Annotated in this window: 18 protein-coding genes; 17 read left to right on the top strand and 1 reads right to left on the bottom strand. The window is 63.0% G+C overall.

The window, feature by feature from the left end; translation table 11 throughout:
• The first annotated feature begins 67 nt into the window (after positions 1–67).
• The 17 genes from V1471_RS07745 (at position 68) to V1471_RS07825 (ending at position 15,466) form a co-directional block, all read left to right on the top strand.
• A complete protein-coding gene (locus V1471_RS07745) occupies positions 68–1,147 on the top strand; it encodes a Gfo/Idh/MocA family protein (protein ID WP_434287772.1) in 1,080 nt (359 codons plus the stop codon).
• Between the two features lie 3 nt (positions 1,148–1,150).
• On the top strand, positions 1,151–1,990 hold the full coding sequence (locus V1471_RS07750; RefSeq protein ID WP_434287773.1) for an IclR family transcriptional regulator: 840 nt from the start codon (positions 1,151–1,153) through the stop codon (positions 1,988–1,990).
• A gap of 64 nt (positions 1,991–2,054) precedes the next feature.
• Positions 2,055–3,827 (top strand): FAD-dependent oxidoreductase, encoded by a 1,773-nt coding sequence (locus tag V1471_RS07755; protein WP_434287775.1) that lies wholly within the window; start codon positions 2,055–2,057, stop codon positions 3,825–3,827.
• Positions 3,824–4,438, top strand: a complete 615-nt coding sequence (locus V1471_RS07760) for an NIPSNAP family protein (protein ID WP_434287776.1) — start codon at positions 3,824–3,826, stop codon at positions 4,436–4,438. The genes V1471_RS07755 and V1471_RS07760 overlap by 4 nt, the downstream gene beginning before the upstream one ends.
• Positions 4,439–4,443: 5 nt before the next feature.
• Positions 4,444–5,256 carry a sugar phosphate isomerase/epimerase family protein gene (locus V1471_RS07765; protein WP_434287777.1) on the top strand — a complete coding sequence of 271 codons (813 nt, stop codon included), beginning with the start codon at positions 4,444–4,446 and terminating at the stop codon, positions 5,254–5,256.
• A gap of 479 nt (positions 5,257–5,735) precedes the next feature.
• Positions 5,736–6,953 (top strand): acyl-CoA dehydrogenase family protein, encoded by a 1,218-nt coding sequence (locus V1471_RS07770; RefSeq protein WP_434287779.1) that lies wholly within the window; start codon positions 5,736–5,738, stop codon positions 6,951–6,953.
• An 11-nt stretch (positions 6,954–6,964) separates the two neighbouring features.
• A complete protein-coding gene (locus tag V1471_RS07775) occupies positions 6,965–7,507 on the top strand; it encodes a hypothetical protein (RefSeq protein ID WP_434287780.1) in 543 nt (180 codons plus the stop codon).
• A gap of 88 nt (positions 7,508–7,595) precedes the next feature.
• A complete protein-coding gene (locus tag V1471_RS07780) occupies positions 7,596–8,552 on the top strand; it encodes an ABC transporter substrate-binding protein (protein WP_434287782.1) in 957 nt (318 codons plus the stop codon).
• 3 nt (positions 8,553–8,555) lie between these two features.
• Complete coding sequence (locus V1471_RS07785; protein WP_434287784.1) at positions 8,556–9,353, top strand: ABC transporter ATP-binding protein; 798 nt, start codon at positions 8,556–8,558, stop codon at positions 9,351–9,353.
• Positions 9,350–10,168 (top strand): ABC transporter permease, encoded by an 819-nt coding sequence (locus tag V1471_RS07790; RefSeq protein ID WP_434287786.1) that lies wholly within the window; start codon positions 9,350–9,352, stop codon positions 10,166–10,168. Before V1471_RS07785 ends, V1471_RS07790 begins: the two co-directional genes overlap by 4 nt.
• 98 nt (positions 10,169–10,266) lie before the next feature.
• A complete protein-coding gene (locus V1471_RS07795; RefSeq protein ID WP_434287788.1) occupies positions 10,267–11,526 on the top strand; it encodes an aromatic ring-hydroxylating oxygenase subunit alpha in 1,260 nt (419 codons plus the stop codon).
• A 3-nt stretch (positions 11,527–11,529) separates the two neighbouring features.
• Complete coding sequence (locus V1471_RS07800; RefSeq protein WP_434287790.1) at positions 11,530–12,024, top strand: aromatic-ring-hydroxylating dioxygenase subunit beta; 495 nt, start codon at positions 11,530–11,532, stop codon at positions 12,022–12,024.
• Between the two features lie 81 nt (positions 12,025–12,105).
• Complete coding sequence (locus V1471_RS07805; RefSeq protein ID WP_434287792.1) at positions 12,106–13,053, top strand: PDR/VanB family oxidoreductase; 948 nt, start codon at positions 12,106–12,108, stop codon at positions 13,051–13,053.
• Between the two features lies 1 nt (position 13,054).
• The gene (locus V1471_RS07810) at positions 13,055–13,558 is read left to right on the top strand and encodes a flavin reductase (RefSeq protein WP_434287794.1); all 504 of its coding nucleotides are present in this window, start codon (positions 13,055–13,057) and stop codon (positions 13,556–13,558) included.
• 12 nt (positions 13,559–13,570) lie between these two features.
• A complete protein-coding gene (locus tag V1471_RS07815; RefSeq protein WP_434287795.1) occupies positions 13,571–14,137 on the top strand; it encodes a nuclear transport factor 2 family protein in 567 nt (188 codons plus the stop codon).
• Positions 14,138–14,150: 13 nt separating this feature from the next.
• On the top strand, positions 14,151–14,369 hold the full coding sequence (locus V1471_RS07820) for a hypothetical protein (protein WP_434287797.1): 219 nt from the start codon (positions 14,151–14,153) through the stop codon (positions 14,367–14,369).
• Complete coding sequence (locus V1471_RS07825) at positions 14,366–15,466, top strand: amidase (RefSeq protein ID WP_434287799.1); 1,101 nt, start codon at positions 14,366–14,368, stop codon at positions 15,464–15,466. Before V1471_RS07820 ends, V1471_RS07825 begins: the two co-directional genes overlap by 4 nt.
• Here the strand turns inward: V1471_RS07825 and V1471_RS07830 are convergent.
• Positions 15,456–16,061, bottom strand: a complete 606-nt coding sequence (locus tag V1471_RS07830) for a flavin reductase family protein (protein ID WP_434287801.1) — start codon at positions 16,059–16,061, stop codon at positions 15,456–15,458. The genes V1471_RS07825 and V1471_RS07830 overlap by 11 nt on opposite strands.
• Between the last annotated feature and the right edge of the window lie 57 nt (positions 16,062–16,118).

The raw sequence follows: 16,118 nt of genomic DNA on the forward strand, positions 1-16,118 counted from the left end.
TGATTTATGCGATAGGATCAGATCAACGACAGGGTTCGGAAAACGACCCAAAAGGGAGGAAAACAGCATGAAACACACGCGGATCGCGGTGATTGGCGGCGGCGCCATCGGGCGCACTCATGCTGTGGCGATTCGGGATTACGCCGGTACGGAGCTGGCCGGGATCGTCGATCCGTTCGAGACCGGCAAAGCTCTGGCGGCCGAGATGGACAGCCCGCATTTCACGAAATTCGAAGACTTGCCGGACGACATCGACGGCGTCGTGATCGCCACCCCCAATGCGCTCCATGTGCCGCAAGCGACCGCTCTGATCGAGGCGGGAATTCCTGTGCTGGTCGAGAAACCTCTGGGCGAAAATGCCGCCGCCTGCGCAGACCTTGTGGCGCTCTCGAAACGCACCGGCGTGCCGGGGCTCGTCGGCCATCATCGCCGTCACAATCCGATCGTTCAGGCCGCCAAACAGGCGGTCGATCAGGGCCGGTTCGGCACGCTGGTCTCCGGCACCATCGCAGCGACGCTTGCGAAACCCGACAGCTATTTCACGGTGGACTGGCGGCGCGAAAAGGGCGCGGGCGGGCCGATCCTGATCAACCTCATTCACGAGATCGACCTCGTGCGGCATCTCTTTGGCGAGATCACCGAAGTGTTTGCCCTCGCCTCCAACCGCCAGCGCGGGTTCGATGTCGAAGACACCGCGGCGGTGATGCTCAAACTCACAGGTGGCGGCTTAATCACGATCTCGCTCACCGACGCGGGCGTCGGCCCATGGTGCTGGGACACCACAGCGGGGGAAAATCCGGCGCGGTTCCCGGCCATGCCCGCCGTCTCGCATATGTTCTCGGGCACGAAGGCCGGGATGAGCCTGCCCGATCTGGCATTCTGGACCCATGACGGCGCGCGCGACTGGACCGTGCCGCAGGTAAACACCCCGCTCGAAACCGCGCCGCAAGACAGCTACATCGAGCAAATTCGCCATTTCGCCGCCGTCATCCATGGCCGGGAGACCCCGCGCATCACGCTTGAAGACGGGGCTGCGAACATCGCCGTGATCGAGGCCATTCGCCACGCTCTTGCGGAAAATCGCCCCGCTCGCATTGACCCGCTGCCGCAAAACGCTGCATCTGAACCGAAGGCAATGATGGAGTAAGACATGTCGGGCGTGATGGAGCGAACATTGGCGATCCTTGAGCTGCTCGGGCGACATCCCGAGGGGATGCAGGTCAGTTTGATTGCAAGCGAGCTCGATATGCCCGCCTCTGCCGCCCATCGGTTGCTCAAGGAACTGTCGCAATATGGCTATGTGCGCCAGTTGCGCAATCAGGGCGATTATGCGCTGACGATCAAGCTTGCGGGCATCGGATTGGCCTTTCTGGCCCGCACCGGCGTGCCGGACATCACCCAGCCCATTCTCGACCGCCTCGCCGCCGACACGCGCGAGTTGGTGCGCCTTTCGGTGATTGATGGCGACGATCTGGTCTGGGTCGGCGTGGCGCAAGGTGCGGTTGCGGGCCTGCGCTACGATCCGGGCCGCGAACAAGGGATCAAGGTGCATCTGGCGTGCTCGTCGGGGGGCCACGCCTGGCTCTCGACCATGAGCGACGAAGAGGTGTTGGAGAAGATCGGGGCGCAGGGGCTGAAACCCGATTTCATCCCCGGCCCAAGCGCGCCTGCGACCATCACCGAAGTGCTCAAATCCGTCGAAGAGGCCCGCCAGCGCGGCTATGCGATCAGCGTCGACAGCTATCACGCGGGCATGGGCGCCATGGCGATGCCGGTGCGCTCGGGCGAGACCGGCGCGGTGATCGGATGCCTGTCGATCGCGGGCCCCGCCGTGCGCGTCACCCCCGCGCAGATGCAAGAGTTTTACCCGCTTCTCAAAGAAGCCGCCGAGGAAATTGGCGGGGCGGCGGAAGCGTCGTTTTTCTTCAACCGCAGCCGGGCGCATGCGCCCAATACCGAAACTGAAACCGAAACCCGTCAGGCCGGCTGACCCTTTGGGTCCTGCCGACTGACCCGAATGCGGGACGCCTTCCCGCGCGCTCAAAGGCAGGACAATGGACAGCGAATTGGCGGGCCGCGCGGCCTGCGACGTTCTGATCATGGGATCAGGCGCGGCAGCACTTTGTGCCGCGATCACGGCAAAAGAGGCGGGGCTCGACGTCATCGTCGCGGAGAAGACGGAGGTTTTCGGCGGCACATCGGCCTGGTCCGGCGGCTGGCTTTGGGTGCCGCGCAACCCTTTGGCGGTGCGCGCGGGGATCGTCGAGGATGCCGAGACCCCGCGCCGCTATCTGCGCGCGCTTTTGGGCAACCGGGCGAACGATCCGCGCCTTGAAGTGTTCCTGAACAACGGCCCTGAGATGATCGGTTTTCTCGAAGAGATCGGCGCGATGAACTGGCGCGACGGCAATAAGGTGCCGGATTTCTACGATCACGACGGGGCGGCCTTGGGCGGGCGTTCGGTGACAGCCGCGCCGGTCGACGGGCGCGAGCTCGGCCCGCTGATCGACAAGCTGCGTCCACCGCGCGATATCCTGACGCTGGGCGGGATGGCGATCAACAGCGGCGCGGATATGGCGCATTTCTTCAACGCCACGCGGTCCCCCGCCTCGATGTGGCATGTGACCAAACGGCTCGCCCGCCATGCCGTCGATCTCGCCACGCGTCGCCGCAGCATGCAGTTGGTGGGCGGCAATGCCCTGGTCGCGCGGCTGTTGAAGGCGGCCGCGGAGCGCGGCGTGACGCTTTGGAGCGACAGCCCGGTGACGGATTTGACGCTTGCGGACGGGCGCGTGACCGGCGCGACGGTGACGCAAAACGGCAAAGCGCGACAGATCGAGGTGCGAAAGGGCGTGATCTTGGCGGCGGGCGGGTTTCCGCATGATCCGGCGCGGCAAAAGGGCCATTTCGCCCATCTCGACAAACGCCCGCACGCCTCCGCCGCCCCCGTGACCAACACCGGCGATGGGCTCCGGATTGCGGAACGCCTCGGCGCAGGGATCGACATGGAACTGGCCGAGCCCGCCGCTTGGGCACCGGTGTCGCAAGTCCCGGACGGCAAAGGCGGGGTCAAAAATTTCCCGCATTTGGTGGATCGCGGCAAGCCGGGATTTCTGGCCGTCGACAGCCATGGCAAGCGCTTCGTCAACGAGGCGGTGAGCTATCACGACTTCATAAAGACGCTGCTGGCCGTCACCACTGAAGGCGAAACACCGGAGGCTTGGCTGATCTGCGATCACCGGGCGCAGCGGCAGTTCGGCATCGGCTGGGCCAAGCCCTTCCCCTTCCCGCTCGGGGCTTTCCTGCGCTCGGGCTATCTGAAACGCGGGCGCACGCTCACGGATCTGGCGGCGCAATGTGGCGTACCCGCCGCGGCCCTGGACCGCACGGTCACGCTGTTCAACGCTCATGCCCGCGACGGGCGCGACCCGGAATTTCACCGGGGCGAGACGCCTTATAATCGCGTCTCCGGCTGGGCCAAACACAAAGGCCCGAACCCCTCGCTCGCGCCTTTGGAGCACGGGCCGTTTTATGCCGTGAAACTCATCCCCGGCTCGCTTGGCACTTTCGCCGGGATCAAGACCGGGGCGGATGGGCAGGTTCTGTCCAAAACCGGCGCGCCGATCGAAGGGCTTTACGCCATCGGCAATGACGCCGCCTCGATCATGGGCGGGCATTACCCTTCGGGCGGGATCACGCTCGGGCCGGGGATGACATTCGGCTACGTCACCGCGCGGCGGCTGGCGGGGCTGCCGGTCACGGGCCTGCCTGAAACGAACCTGCAAGACGACACACAAGACATTGAAATCCAAAGAAAGGAAGCATGATGAGCTATTATGAAATCGCGACCCTCAAGACGGTCATTTTCGGCGCGGGCAAGGCCTCCGAGGGCTTACAAAACTGGCTTTCCGCAGGCAAAGGCACACTTTTGGGCGCCTTTGGCACCGACATCGGCAACCTCAACGAAGTCTATGTGCTGCGCAGCTTCGAGAGCCTCGACGAGATGATGGGCGAGCGCGAACGCGCGGTGATGTCCGACAACCCGATGGGCTGCATGGAGCACCTCGTGGACCTGCGTTTCGACAGCTACAAACCCTTCGATTTCCTGCCACCGGTGACACCCGGCACCTATGGTCCGGTCTACGAATTCCGCACCTATAAGGCCAAGCTCAACGGTGTTTCCGTCACGCAGGACAAATGGCGCGAGGCCATTCCGGCGCGCTCCGAATATTCGCCGCTGACGGTTGCCATGTGGGGGCTGGACGGCAGCCCGCGTGTGACGCAAATCTGGCCCTATGCCTCGCTTGAGGCACGCGCCAAGGCCCGCAGCCAATCGGTCGCCGACGGCAAATGGCCCGCAAAAGGCGGCCCCGACTGGCTCACCCCCGAGATGACCAGCGCCATCGCCATGCCGCTGCCCTTCTCGCCCTTGAAGTGACGCGCATGCATCGGTTTTCACTGGCCTTCCTGACCACCCACGAAGCGCCGCCCGATCAGGCGGTGCGGATTGCGGCGGCGACCGGGTACGATCTCGTGGGGCTGCGGTTTCTGCCCGCCGCCCCGACCGAAGCCCCCTATCCGATCCTGACCGACCCGGCGGTCGAGGCGCGCGTCAAGGCGGCGCTCGACGAGACCGGGATCGGCATTGCCGATATCGAGATCGCGCGGCTCAAACCGGACACGGATGTCGAAAGCTTTCGCGATTTTCTGGCGCTTGGGCAAAGGCTCGGGGCCAAGAACGTTTTGGTCGCGGGCGATGATCCGGAGCACGCGCGGCTGACCGAAACCTTCGCCGCCTTCTGCGATCTGGCGGCGGAATATGGGCTGACCGGGGATTTGGAATTCATGCCATGGACCGGGGTCAAAACCTTGCCTGAGGCGCGCACCATCGTCGAGGCGGCAGGGCGCGAGAATGGCGGCGTTTTGATCGACGGGCTGCATTGGGACCGCTCCGGCGGTAGCCTCGACGACATCCGCGCCCTGCCCCCGGCGCTCATCCATTACGCGCAAATCTGCGACGGGCCGAAACCCTATGACCCGACGGATGCGGGCATGATCGAGATCGCGCGGGGCGCCCGGCTTTTGCCCGGCGAAGGCGCGATCGACCTTGTCGGCATGGTGCAGGCCCTGCCGGTCGATACCGTGTTGAGCATTGAAATCCCTCAGCTCAAAAAAGCCCGGCACATGGGGCCGGAGGCGCGCGCCGCCGAGGCGCTTGCCCGGACGAAGGCACTCGTAGTCCGCGCGGGTCGCTGAGCGACACAGCGAAGAGGCGGAATCACCCGCCTCTCCCTCGCATTTCGCGGCGGCGTGGTCCCACCAACGCCGCCGCATTTCATTTTCGCAAACGCCCGAACGCCACCGCAGCCGTGCTGTCCCCACCACTGCAACGTGATTTTTTTAGGCTCACATGCTTAATATTTAACATCCCACCTCTGAACCAGATCGGGCACAGGGCAAACCGCCTTGCCCGCTCATTCGGCTGACGCCATCGGCTCACCTTGGCGGCCCAAACCCGAAAAAGACCAGTCACCCGAAACAATACTTTGTTTTATATGCTTTTTCTGCCTCATCCTTCCGCGCTCAATTCTTGCGTTTCACAGGACTGCGGCAGAAGACGCGCGAGGTGCATCTTTATCTATGCGCGAAATTTATATGACAGATTATAACAATCTATTTCATTTATTATTTTTCCGCCCGTTTGATCTGAATCAACCCGAATGACGAGGCAAGACATGAACCAGATCAATTTGGTGCAGGACACACCGGCCAACACACGCACCGCTCCAGAGACCATCGACTTCTCGACCCTGACGGAGCAACCCGCTTTCCTTGAGATGCTCCAAGAGGTGCGCACCCGGCGCGACGAGATTCACGCCAAACGCCATGTACCCCGCGACATCGTCGCCAAGATGAAACAGGCCCGGATCTTCCGCGCTGCGACCCCCTCGAAATTCGGTGGCGACGCGCTGGCCCCGCATCATTTTCTCAAAATGGTCGAGAAAATCGGCGAAGTGGACGGCTCTGCCGCCTGGGTTGCGGCCTTCGGCTCCGCCAACACCTATATCGCCGCCCTGCCCGACGAGGCGCAGGCCGTGATCTACGCCGACGGTCCCGATCAGGTCTATGCGGGCGGTCTTTACCCGCTGCAAAAGGCCGAGCGCGTCGAGGGCGGCTGGATGGCCACCGGGCGCTGGAAATTCGCCTCCGGCTGCATGGGCGCGGATTGGATCGGCGTCGGCATCATCGGCTCGGACGCCGTGACCAAGGCCGCCGAAGGGGTGCCGCCCGAGGTTCTGATGGCCGTCTCTCCCGCCTCTGAAGTCGAGATCGTCGAGACCTGGGACGTGATGGGCATGCAGGGCACGGGCAGCCATGACACCGTGGTGAAGGACAAGTTTTACGCCGATATGTGGACCTGCAAACGCGGCGCCTCGGGCATCTATGACGACACGCTGTTCCGCTATCCGCCGCTGGCCTATCAGGCGCAGGTCCATGCCGCCTGCAACCTCGGGCTGGCCCGCTCGGCGCTCGATCTGGCGACCGAGATGTCAGGGGGCGCGAAACTGATGCCGGGGGCGGCGCGTCTGGCGGACCGGGCCTATTTCCGCACCGGGCTGGCGCAGGGCGAAGCGAAACTGCGCGCGGCACGGGCGTTCTATTACGAGACGGCGGAAAAAGCCTGGGACGAATTACAGGACAATGAGGCCGTGTCGCTTGAGACCAACAACCTCCTGCGCCTCTCCGCGAGCCACGCGGCGCGGGCCTCCGAGGAAACGATCCAGACCTGTTTCCGCATCGTCGGCATGGCGGCCATTCAGGAGACCCACCAGATGCAGCGCATCCTGCGGGATTGCCTTGTGGTGACGCAGCACGCGGCATTGAACGACGCGACGATGGAAAACGCGGGCGCGGTGCTTTCGGGCCTGCCCGCCCCGGCCGGTTACCCGTAAGGAGCGGCCCCATGGATCTGAGCCAGAGTTTTCACCAGCGACTGAACATCACCCCGGCCCAAGGCGAAATGCGCGATGGCGCGATCCGTTATCTGATGATGCGCCCGGACGTTCTTATGGGAATGTTCGCGCGCTTGCCGGAGAGCATCCGTGGCGAGGCTTTGGCCGCACTCACGGCCTCGGTCGCGGAGAACGGCGGAAAGTCGGTGAAGGCCTATCGCGACAGCGGGGCCGCGGCCCCGGCGGCGATGATGAAGACCATCGCCGCCACCTCCGGGGAGCTCGGCTGGGGTGTCTGGTCGTTTGAAACCGTGTCCTCGGAGCAGATCGACGTGACCGTTGAGAACAGCCCGTTTGCCCATGGCTATATCGCCGCGACGGGCGCGTCAGACAGCCTCTCTGAGGCGCCGATCTGCGCGCCGATCAAGGGCATGCTGAGCGCAATCGGGCCGCTGCTTTTGGACTGCGACGCGGTCGATGTGTCTGAGACATCTTGTTTTGCCCAAACCGGCGAAGGTCCCTGCCGCTTCACCCTGAAACGCGCAGCCGCATGACATTCCCGCCAAAGGCGCAAGGCGCGCCCACGGCCAATAAAGACAAAAACCACCTCCGACCCACAAACACACACCAACAGGACGTGACATGAAAAAATCGTACATCTCCCGCCGTGGTTTCATGGCCTCAACCGCCGGTCTCGCCGCCTCCAGCCTCGTGCTGGGCGCGCCCTCCATCGCGCGGGCGGCCTCCGCGCCGATCCGCATCGGCGTCGGCTCCGACCCGGTGTTCGCGGGCTATTTCGTCGCCCAGCACGAAGGCTTCTTCAAGGAAGAAGGCGTCGAGGTGAACCTCCAGACCTATTCCGGCGGCGGCGACGCGATGAACGCGCTGGTCGCGGATCAGGTCGATCTGGCTTCGGCGTCCGAATCCACCATCATGGTGCGCATGAACCGCGCCGAGATGCGCCCGCTCGCGGTGGTCTATTACTCCGGTCTCTACGTCAAACTCGTGCTGCGTCCGGGTCTTGAAGATCCGAAAGAGATCAAGACTTTCGGCATCGTGCCCGGCTCGATCTCCGACTATTGCACCGGGCTGACGATCCAGCATTTCGGTCTCGATGCAACCTCTTTGAAAATGGTGCCCTCGGGTCCGCCCGAGCTTCCGGCGCTCTTGCTGCGGGGCGACATCGACGCGTTCTTTGCATGGGAGCCGTGGCCCGCGACCGCCGTCGATCAGGGCGCGAAAGTGGCTTTGACCTCGCGCGATGTGGGCTATACCGATACGATCTGGGCCACGTCGAGTGCTGCGATGCTTGAGAGCAACCCGGAAGGTCTTCAGGCGGTTCTGCGCGCTGTGAAACGCGCCAGCGACATCGTCCAGAACGATCCGGAACGCGCCGCGGAAGGCGTCAAGGCGATCACCCGCATTCCGGTCGAGACCACGCTCAAAGTCTCGAAAGACATGGTCCTGACGGTCCGCGATTTCACCGATGCCGACTATGAGAGCTTCGACGGCATCGCGAAATTCCTGGCCGACAACAAGGTCACGGAGGGTCTCGTCCCCTACCGCGATTACATGCAACGCGGCTTCTACAAAGGATAAATCATGACCAAGGGAGCTTCCATCCAGCTCGAACATGTCGGGATTTCGTTTGGCGACGCGCATATCGTCTCAAACGTCAATCTCGACATCCGTCCGGGCGAATTCATCTGCCTTCTGGGGCCGAGCGGCTGTGGCAAATCCACGCTTCTGAACGCGATCGCAGGCTTCCTGCCGGTCGCGGGTCAGATCCGCGTGGGCGACAAGACGGTCACCAAACCGGGGCTCGACCGCGGCGTGGTGTTCCAGTCGGCGGAGGTGTTGTTCCCTTGGCTGACCATCCGTGAAAACGTCGAATATGGCCTGAAACTCGCGGGCGTTCCGAAAGCGGAGCGTCAGCAAAAGGCGGATCATTTCGTGGCTCTTGTCGGCCTCTCTCATGCGGCCGACAAATTCCCCAAACAGCTTTCGGGCGGGATGCGCCAGCGCGCCCAGATCGCCCGCGTGCTGATCAACGAACCTTCGGTCGTGCTAATGGACGAACCCTTCGGCGCGCTCGATGCCCAGACCCGCGAGGTTTTGCAGGGCGAGTTGGACCGGATCTGGCGTGAGACCGGCTGTACCATCGTCTTCGTGACGCATGACATCTGGGAGGCGCTTTTGCTCGCCGACCGGGTGGTTGTGATGACCGCAGGGCCGAAAGCCGGGATCAAGACCATCGAAAAAATCGGCCTGCCGCACCCGCGCGATCCGGGCACAGCCGAAGCGCTCGAACTGTACCGACGGCTCCGGGAAGACATCGGCGAAGAGGTCCAACGCGCGCTTGAGCAACAGGGGCTGAAGAAAGAGGAACCGGTGACATGAGCGACGCCACCCAAGAAACCCGTCAGGAGTCCCCGATGAAACACGGCATTGCAAAACTCTTCACGGGGGAGAAATCCCGCAAGGCCCTGATCGGGGTGCTCTCCGTCGTCTGCGGTGTGGTCCTCTGGCATCTGATCGCGATGCGCACCTCGCCTTTGTTCCTGCCATCGCCCATGACGGTTGCGAAAACCTCGGCCGAGATGATCGCGGACGGCTCGCTTTTCGTGGCCATCGGCGCCTCCGCCTGGCGCATCGCCGCGGGTTGGGTGATGGGCGTGGTGCTGGGCGTGCCTTTGGGCCTTTTGATGGGCCGGTTCAACGTCGTGCGGCTGATCGTCGATCCCTATATCGAGTTCTTCCGCTTCATCCCGCCGATCGCCTTCGTGACGCTCGCGGTCATCTGGTTCGGCCCCGGTGAATTCACCAAAATCGTGCTGATCTTTTACACCACGATTTTCATCGTGACGATCAACACCATCGCCGGTGTGAGCGCTGTGAACCCGCTCCGGCTTCAGGCGGCGCGCTCTATGGGGGCCACGAAACTTACGGAGATGACCACCGTCATCTTCCCCTCTGCCGTGCCCTTCATGATCACCGGCGCCCGGATCGCCATGGGCAACTCCTTCCTGACGGTCGTCTCCGCTGAGATCGTGTCGGCTCAAACGGGCCTTGGGGCGATGATCTGGACCGCCCGGAACTTTGGCCGCACCGATTGGGTGTTTGTGGGGATCATCTCCCTTGGCATCCTTGGCTACCTGTTCGACCGGGCCTTCCGGTTGGCCTCCCAGAAATGGTTCAAACGCTTCCTGTTCTGAACTGACTTCCCCTGAACGGAACGTCTCCGTGATGGCGCCTCTCGCGCCATCGCCCGGGGCCGCTTTGCCCAACGTTCGCCCACAGAAAGGACAAACACATGAAAGATCTGGACACAGCTTTCACCGAGCTCGTTCAAGGCGACAAGGCCCTGACCACGCTCTACACCAATCCCGACCTCTTCGACGCGGAGATGGAACACATCTTCAAGAACACCTGGGTCTGGGTCGCACATGAAAGCGAAATCCCCGATGCGGGCTCCTACAAAATGGCCAAGGTCGGCCTTGAACCGGTGATCGTCACCCGCGACCGCAAGAAGAACGTCCACGTTCTGATCAACCGCTGCCGCCACCGCGCCGCCACCGTCTGCGAAGCCCACAAAGGCAAAACCAACAGCTTTGTCTGCCCCTATCACGGCTGGGCTTACGGTCTCGACGGTTCGCTGCGGGGTGTGCCCTATGAGGAAAGCTATGCCGGCAAACTGGAGCGCGGCAAATTGGGCCTCAAGACGCTTCGGACCGAGATGTACAACGGGCTGATTTTTGCGACGTTCAAAGACGACATCGAGCCGCTCGACGACTTCCTTGCAGGTGCCAAAAAATGGATCGACCTGTTCATGAAACAGGGCGCGGGCTACCCGGTCAAAACCAATGGCGAACACAAGTTCACCTTTCCCGGCAACTGGAAAATCCAGCTTGAGAACACCACCGACGCCTATCACTTCCCGCTGGTGCACAAACCCTTCCTCAAACTCACCGATGTTGAGACCGAGGAACAGTTCGACATCATGAACAAAGGCGGCTGGGTCGAAGACCTGGGCAACGGTCACTCCGTGATGATCATGATGCCGGAGCTTGTGGATCTCGAAGAAAACCTCGACGCGCCGATCCCGGACAAATTCGCCGCTCTGGCGCAGGCGCTCCGCGATGAGGGCCTTGATGACCAACAGGTGCGCCGCATCGTCCGCGCCGTCGGTGGTTCGGGCTTCAACGTCAACCTCTTCCCGAACCTCGGCTGTTCCGCCGCCTTCTTCCGCGTGCTGCAACCGGTGTCGGTGAACGAGACCGAAGTGCGCCACATCGCGCTCGGCATGGACGGCGGGCCGGAGATCGCCAACCGCGAACGCCTGCGCATTCACGAGTTTTTCCAAGGCCCGATGGGGTTCGGCTCGCCGGACGATGCCGAGGTCTGGGACCGCGTGCAGCAAGGCGCGCAGGGCGGCAAGGAGCTTTGGCTTTTGCTGAACCGTTCGACCGAACTGGAAGAGCCCACCGACGAGGGCACGGTGAAAGGCGATGTGAGTTCCGAGATCGGGATGCGCGCCGCTTATCGCCAATGGAAAAAGCTGATGGAGGTCTGAACCATGGACATGATGACACCTGTGAAAGACACCGCCCTTCTGGATGCCATGGCCTTTGTCTGGCTGGAGGCCGACCGGCTCGACATGCGCGAATTCGACGACTGGCTTGGCATGTGGACCGAGGATGCGACATACATCGTTCCCGTGGAGCCGGGGGTGACGGATTTCGAAGCCCATCTGAACTACGCCTATGACGACGCGGTGATGCGCGCCAAACGGGTGGAGCGGATGATGGGCGGGGACTCTGTCTCGGCCTCCCCTCTGGCGAAAACCGTGCGCTCGCTGTCGCGGTTCCGGCTTCTCAGCGACGATAGCAAAACCATCGAGCTGCGCTGCATGCAGACGCTGACCGAGTACCGCCGCGAGCGCCTCAAGACCCATGTTGCCGATGTCGAATTCACCCTCGTGCGCGAAGGCTCGGGCTTCAAACTTGGCAAGAAAGTCGTGCGGTTGATCAACGCCGATCACACGCTTTCGGGCATCTCCTACATCCTGTAACGCGCTCCTCTTCCCGCGCGTTTGGGCCCGGTGCTTCCCCCCCTGAACCGGGCCCATCCAGAACCATAATGAGGTCACTCCATGATCGAAGCCAAAATCCTGAAGCGCGAGACGCAAACGCGTGACATCATCGTCCTCGATCTCGTCGCCACCAATGGCGCCCCCCTGCCTGCGTTCGAGGCCGGTGCGCATATCGATGTGGAAATCGAGCCGGGGCTGACCCGTCAATATTCTCTGTGCAGCGATCCTGCCGATCTCGGGCACTACCGGATCGGGGTTTTGAAAGACCCGAAATCGCGCGGCGGCTCGGTCAAGCTTCATGAGCTGTTCGCCGAGGGCAAAACCATCCGGATCGGCACGCCGCGCAACCTCTTTCCGCTCGATGAAAGCGCGCCGGAGAGCATCCTGATCGGCGGCGGCATCGGCATCACCCCGATGATCGCGATGGCCCATCATCTTCACGCCAAAGGCAAACCCTTCGCGCTCCATTACTGCGCCCGAGAAAAGGCGACGACGGCTTTCCTCGTAGAGCTTGCCAATGCGCCTTTCGCCGACAAGGTGCATCTGCATTTCGACAGCGGCGAAGGCACGGCCTGTTTCGACGCCGCCTGCGACCTGCCCGACCCGTCCATGGGCGCGCATGTCTATACCTGCGGCCCGGAAGGCTTCATGAGCTATATGCACGGGCTGGCGGAGGCCCGCGGCTATGCGCCCGAAACGCTCCATCAGGAATTCTTCTCCGCCGAGGTGGACAACACCGGCGGCAGCTTCGAGGTCGAGCTGGCGCAGTCCGGCAAGACCATCACCGTGCAGGAAGGCCAGAGCATCGTTGCGGCCTTGGCCGAGATCGGTGTGAAGGTCGAAGTGTCCTGTGAACAGGGCATCTGCGGCACTTGCCTCTGCGATGTGCTCGAAGGTGAGCCGGATCACCGCGACAGCTTCCTCACCGATGAGGAAAAAGCCGATAATGATCAGATCATGCTGTGCTGCTCGCGCGCCAAATCCCCGAAACTCGTGTTGGACCTGTGAGATGATGACCCCCGATCAAACCAGCTTCCGCCAAGCCATGTCCCGCCTCGGCGCAGCCGTGAACACCGTCACCACCGACGGGTCCGCCGGGCGGCACGGCATCACCGCCTCCGCCGTCTGTTCGGTGACAGACACGCCGCCGACGCTTCTGGTCTGCGTCAATCGCAGCTCCAGCGCGCATGACATGTTCGTCACCAATGGCGTGTTCTGCGTCAACGTTCTGGGCCATGACCATGCCGATCTTGCGATGCAATTCGGCCGTCCGGGCCTCAGCCCCGAAGAGCGGTTCGCCTCCGATCTCTGGACGACGCTCGAGACCGGATCGCCAGCGCTCAAAAGCGCGATGGTGAGTTTGGACTGCCGCATTTGCGGCGTCGAAACCGTCGGCACGCACAGCGTGATCATGGGCGAGGTCGTCGCCCTCAACATCCATGAGGACAGCCAAAGCCTTGTGTATTTCGCCCGCAATTTTCACCGGCTCGGGCCAGTGCCAACTAACTCATAAACAGGATCAAACATGACCGACGCACAGACCATCACCACCCTCACCCGCCGCATCGAAAACCTCGAGGCCGCCAACGAAGTCCGCAACGTCCAGATGCGCTACATGTTCCTCTGCGACACGCCGCTGCCGGAATACGGCGTCAAGGACGACGCGGAACGCATCGACCTGATCATGGAGCTGTTCTCCGAGGAGGCCGTCTGGGAAGGTGTCGGCGAATATTACGACGGCCAGTTCGGCCGCGCCGAGGGCAAGGCCGCCGTGCGCCGTCACTTCGAGGGCTTCTGGGGCGGCAAGACCGACCCGGCGCTGATCCTCAACTGCCACTATGTGACCTCGGAGCAGATCCACGTCGCGGAGGACGGGCTGACCGCAACCGGGCAATGGGTGCATATGCAGCCGTGGCTCTTTTCCGACGGCAAGGCGCTCTTGCGCTCGTCGCGTTTGTTCAACGCCTTCAAGAAATGCGACGACGGCGTCTGGCGCTACACCCGCAACCGGACGGAGAACGTCTTCGTCGCGCCGCTGTCGGCCACCTGGGCCTCGGATTACCCGTCGAAATCCGTGTTGATGAAGCCGTAAAAGGAGCCGCGCGATGAGCCATCAGACCAAGATGTGGCAGGTCTATCTCTATCAGGAGGTGGAAGTGACCGTGATCCAGCAATGGGTGGACCCGTTCGGCCAGCCCATGCTGCGCTTCGGCATCGAGCGTGACGGCGAGGTTCTGGCCATCGGCATGCCGGAGGCCGAATTCCTCGCCGAAGCGACATATCTGCGCGACGATGGCGACGAATTGGTCGAGGGCGCGCGATGACGACCTATGTCTGCCCGCTCGATCTCGGCCCTGCGGACGGGATCACGGTTGCCATCAAGGACACCATCGACGTCAAAGGCGTGCCGACCCGCGCCGGATCGAAAGCCTTGGACGACGCCGCGCCTGCCACGGCCCATGCCGAGGTGGTAGCCCGTCTTCTAAAGGCGGGCGCGCGGATCGTCGGCAAGACGACGCTGCATGAACTGGCCTTTGGCGTGTCGGGCATTAACGACTATGCGGGTACGGCGGTGAACGTCAACTTCCCCGATCTGATCCCCGGCGGCTCGTCGAGCGGAAGTGCCGCCGCCGTCGCCGAGGGCAGCGCCCGCATCGCACTGGGCACAGACACTGGTGGCTCGGTGCGCATTCCGGCGGCCTGCTGCGGCGTCTATGGGTTGAAACCGACCTACGGGCGGGTGAGCCGCAAGGGCGTCATGCCGGAGGTCACGAGCCTCGATTGCGTCGGGCCGTTTGCCAATACAGTCGCGGACATCGAATGGGCCATGTCGGCCATCGACCCGACCTTTGCCCCCGAAGAGGTAACAAACGCCCGCATCGGCTACCTGCCCGGTCAGGCCAGCCCCGAGATCGACGCCATGGTGCGCGGCGCGCTCAGCCATGAGAGCATCACAGTCGATGACATCGCCCTACCCGCGTTCATGGAGGCCTTTACCGCGGGGGTCGCGATCATCAACGCGGAAAACTGGGCCGCGCTTGGCCCGATTCAGACCACCGGCAAAGTGAACCCCGACGTGGGCGACCGCATCTATGCGGCGCGCCTTGTGACGCCCGAGGAGGTCGCCGCCTCCGAAGAGGTCCGCGCGCGCATCACCGCCGAAATCGACGCACTCTTCGAGAGTTTCGACGTAATCGCCCTGCCGACGCTCTCGGAAGCCCCGCCCACGCTGGAGCGCGCCCGCACCGATCCGACCGCCGTCGCGGTCACCCGCAATGTCCGCGCCTTCAACCTGAGCGGCCACCCGGCGCTCGCCATGCCCTTGGGCGCCTTGAACGGCGCGCCGGTGTCGCTGCAACTCGTCGGCCCGAAAGGGCGCGACGCTTTGGTCTGTGCCGTCGCGGCCCTGCTCACAAGCTGAAACGGTCCCGCGTGGTCGTAAACGTCGCACCACCCAAACGCCCTAGCGCGTCGATCCGCTCCGGGTCGACGTGATGACGCCCGTTGACCGCGTCTTCGCGCAGGAAGACGGCTTTGACCGTGCCGATCAGAATGTCGCGCCCCGCTCCGGCTTTCGCACCAAGATCCAGCCTTTGCTCGAACCGGCATTCCAATGCGACCGGAGCGTCGATCAGCCTTGGGCAATCGACATGCGTCCCCGGCACAGTGCCAAGCCCATGAAGCGCAATCTCATCGACCTCGGGGGCTTCGGGGGATGCAAACGCCTGCACGACCCCCGCCATGGCGACATCGGGGATGTGAACGGTAAACACCCCGGTCTCGAGAATATTGCGCGCCGTATCCTTGCGCGTGCCATCCGCGCGCGGCTCGATGCCCACGGCGAGAATGGCAGGATCGTGGCTCAGGATGCCGAAGAAACTGAACGGTGCAGCATTGGCGACGCCTTCGGGGGACACGGTCGTGATCACGGCGATGGGGCGCGGCAGGATCGCACCGCTCAGAAGTTTATAGGCCTCCGTCGCCGGAAGGGCGGAGAGATCGAATTCCAGTGTCATACGTTTTCCTGTGCGTTTTGCAGCAGGCTACGGCTTCGCTCTGGATTACAAAAATGA

This window comes from Celeribacter sp. SCSIO 80788 (genome assembly GCF_051054295.1).
Classification (GTDB): Bacteria; Pseudomonadota; Alphaproteobacteria; order Rhodobacterales; family Rhodobacteraceae; genus Celeribacter.

What these genes read in the sequence shown, in the direction of transcription:
- V1471_RS07780 (WP_434287782.1), top strand. Translation starts at nt 7,596, where the DNA reads ATGAAAAAATCGTACATCTCCCGCCGTGGTTTCATGGCCTCAACCGCC.
- V1471_RS07800 (WP_434287790.1), top strand. Translation starts at nt 11,530, where the DNA reads ATGGACATGATGACACCTGTGAAAGACACCGCCCTTCTGGATGCCATG.
- V1471_RS07770 (WP_434287779.1), top strand. Translation starts at nt 5,736, where the DNA reads ATGAACCAGATCAATTTGGTGCAGGACACACCGGCCAACACACGCACC.
- V1471_RS07760 (WP_434287776.1), top strand. Translation starts at nt 3,824, where the DNA reads ATGATGAGCTATTATGAAATCGCGACCCTCAAGACGGTCATTTTCGGC.
- V1471_RS07810 (WP_434287794.1), top strand. Translation starts at nt 13,055, where the DNA reads ATGATGACCCCCGATCAAACCAGCTTCCGCCAAGCCATGTCCCGCCTC.
- V1471_RS07750 (WP_434287773.1), top strand. Translation starts at nt 1,151, where the DNA reads ATGTCGGGCGTGATGGAGCGAACATTGGCGATCCTTGAGCTGCTCGGG.
- V1471_RS07785 (WP_434287784.1), top strand. Translation starts at nt 8,556, where the DNA reads ATGACCAAGGGAGCTTCCATCCAGCTCGAACATGTCGGGATTTCGTTT.
- V1471_RS07795 (WP_434287788.1), top strand. Translation starts at nt 10,267, where the DNA reads ATGAAAGATCTGGACACAGCTTTCACCGAGCTCGTTCAAGGCGACAAG.
- V1471_RS07825 (WP_434287799.1), top strand. Translation starts at nt 14,366, where the DNA reads ATGACGACCTATGTCTGCCCGCTCGATCTCGGCCCTGCGGACGGGATC.
- V1471_RS07755 (WP_434287775.1), top strand. Translation starts at nt 2,055, where the DNA reads ATGGACAGCGAATTGGCGGGCCGCGCGGCCTGCGACGTTCTGATCATG.
- V1471_RS07830 (WP_434287801.1), bottom strand. Translation starts at nt 16,061, where the DNA reads ATGACACTGGAATTCGATCTCTCCGCCCTTCCGGCGACGGAGGCCTAT.
- V1471_RS07815 (WP_434287795.1), top strand. Translation starts at nt 13,571, where the DNA reads ATGACCGACGCACAGACCATCACCACCCTCACCCGCCGCATCGAAAAC.
- V1471_RS07790 (WP_434287786.1), top strand. Translation starts at nt 9,350, where the DNA reads ATGAGCGACGCCACCCAAGAAACCCGTCAGGAGTCCCCGATGAAACAC.
- V1471_RS07820 (WP_434287797.1), top strand. Translation starts at nt 14,151, where the DNA reads ATGAGCCATCAGACCAAGATGTGGCAGGTCTATCTCTATCAGGAGGTG.
- V1471_RS07805 (WP_434287792.1), top strand. Translation starts at nt 12,106, where the DNA reads ATGATCGAAGCCAAAATCCTGAAGCGCGAGACGCAAACGCGTGACATC.
- V1471_RS07745 (WP_434287772.1), top strand. Translation starts at nt 68, where the DNA reads ATGAAACACACGCGGATCGCGGTGATTGGCGGCGGCGCCATCGGGCGC.
- V1471_RS07775 (WP_434287780.1), top strand. Translation starts at nt 6,965, where the DNA reads ATGGATCTGAGCCAGAGTTTTCACCAGCGACTGAACATCACCCCGGCC.
- V1471_RS07765 (WP_434287777.1), top strand. Translation starts at nt 4,444, where the DNA reads ATGCATCGGTTTTCACTGGCCTTCCTGACCACCCACGAAGCGCCGCCC.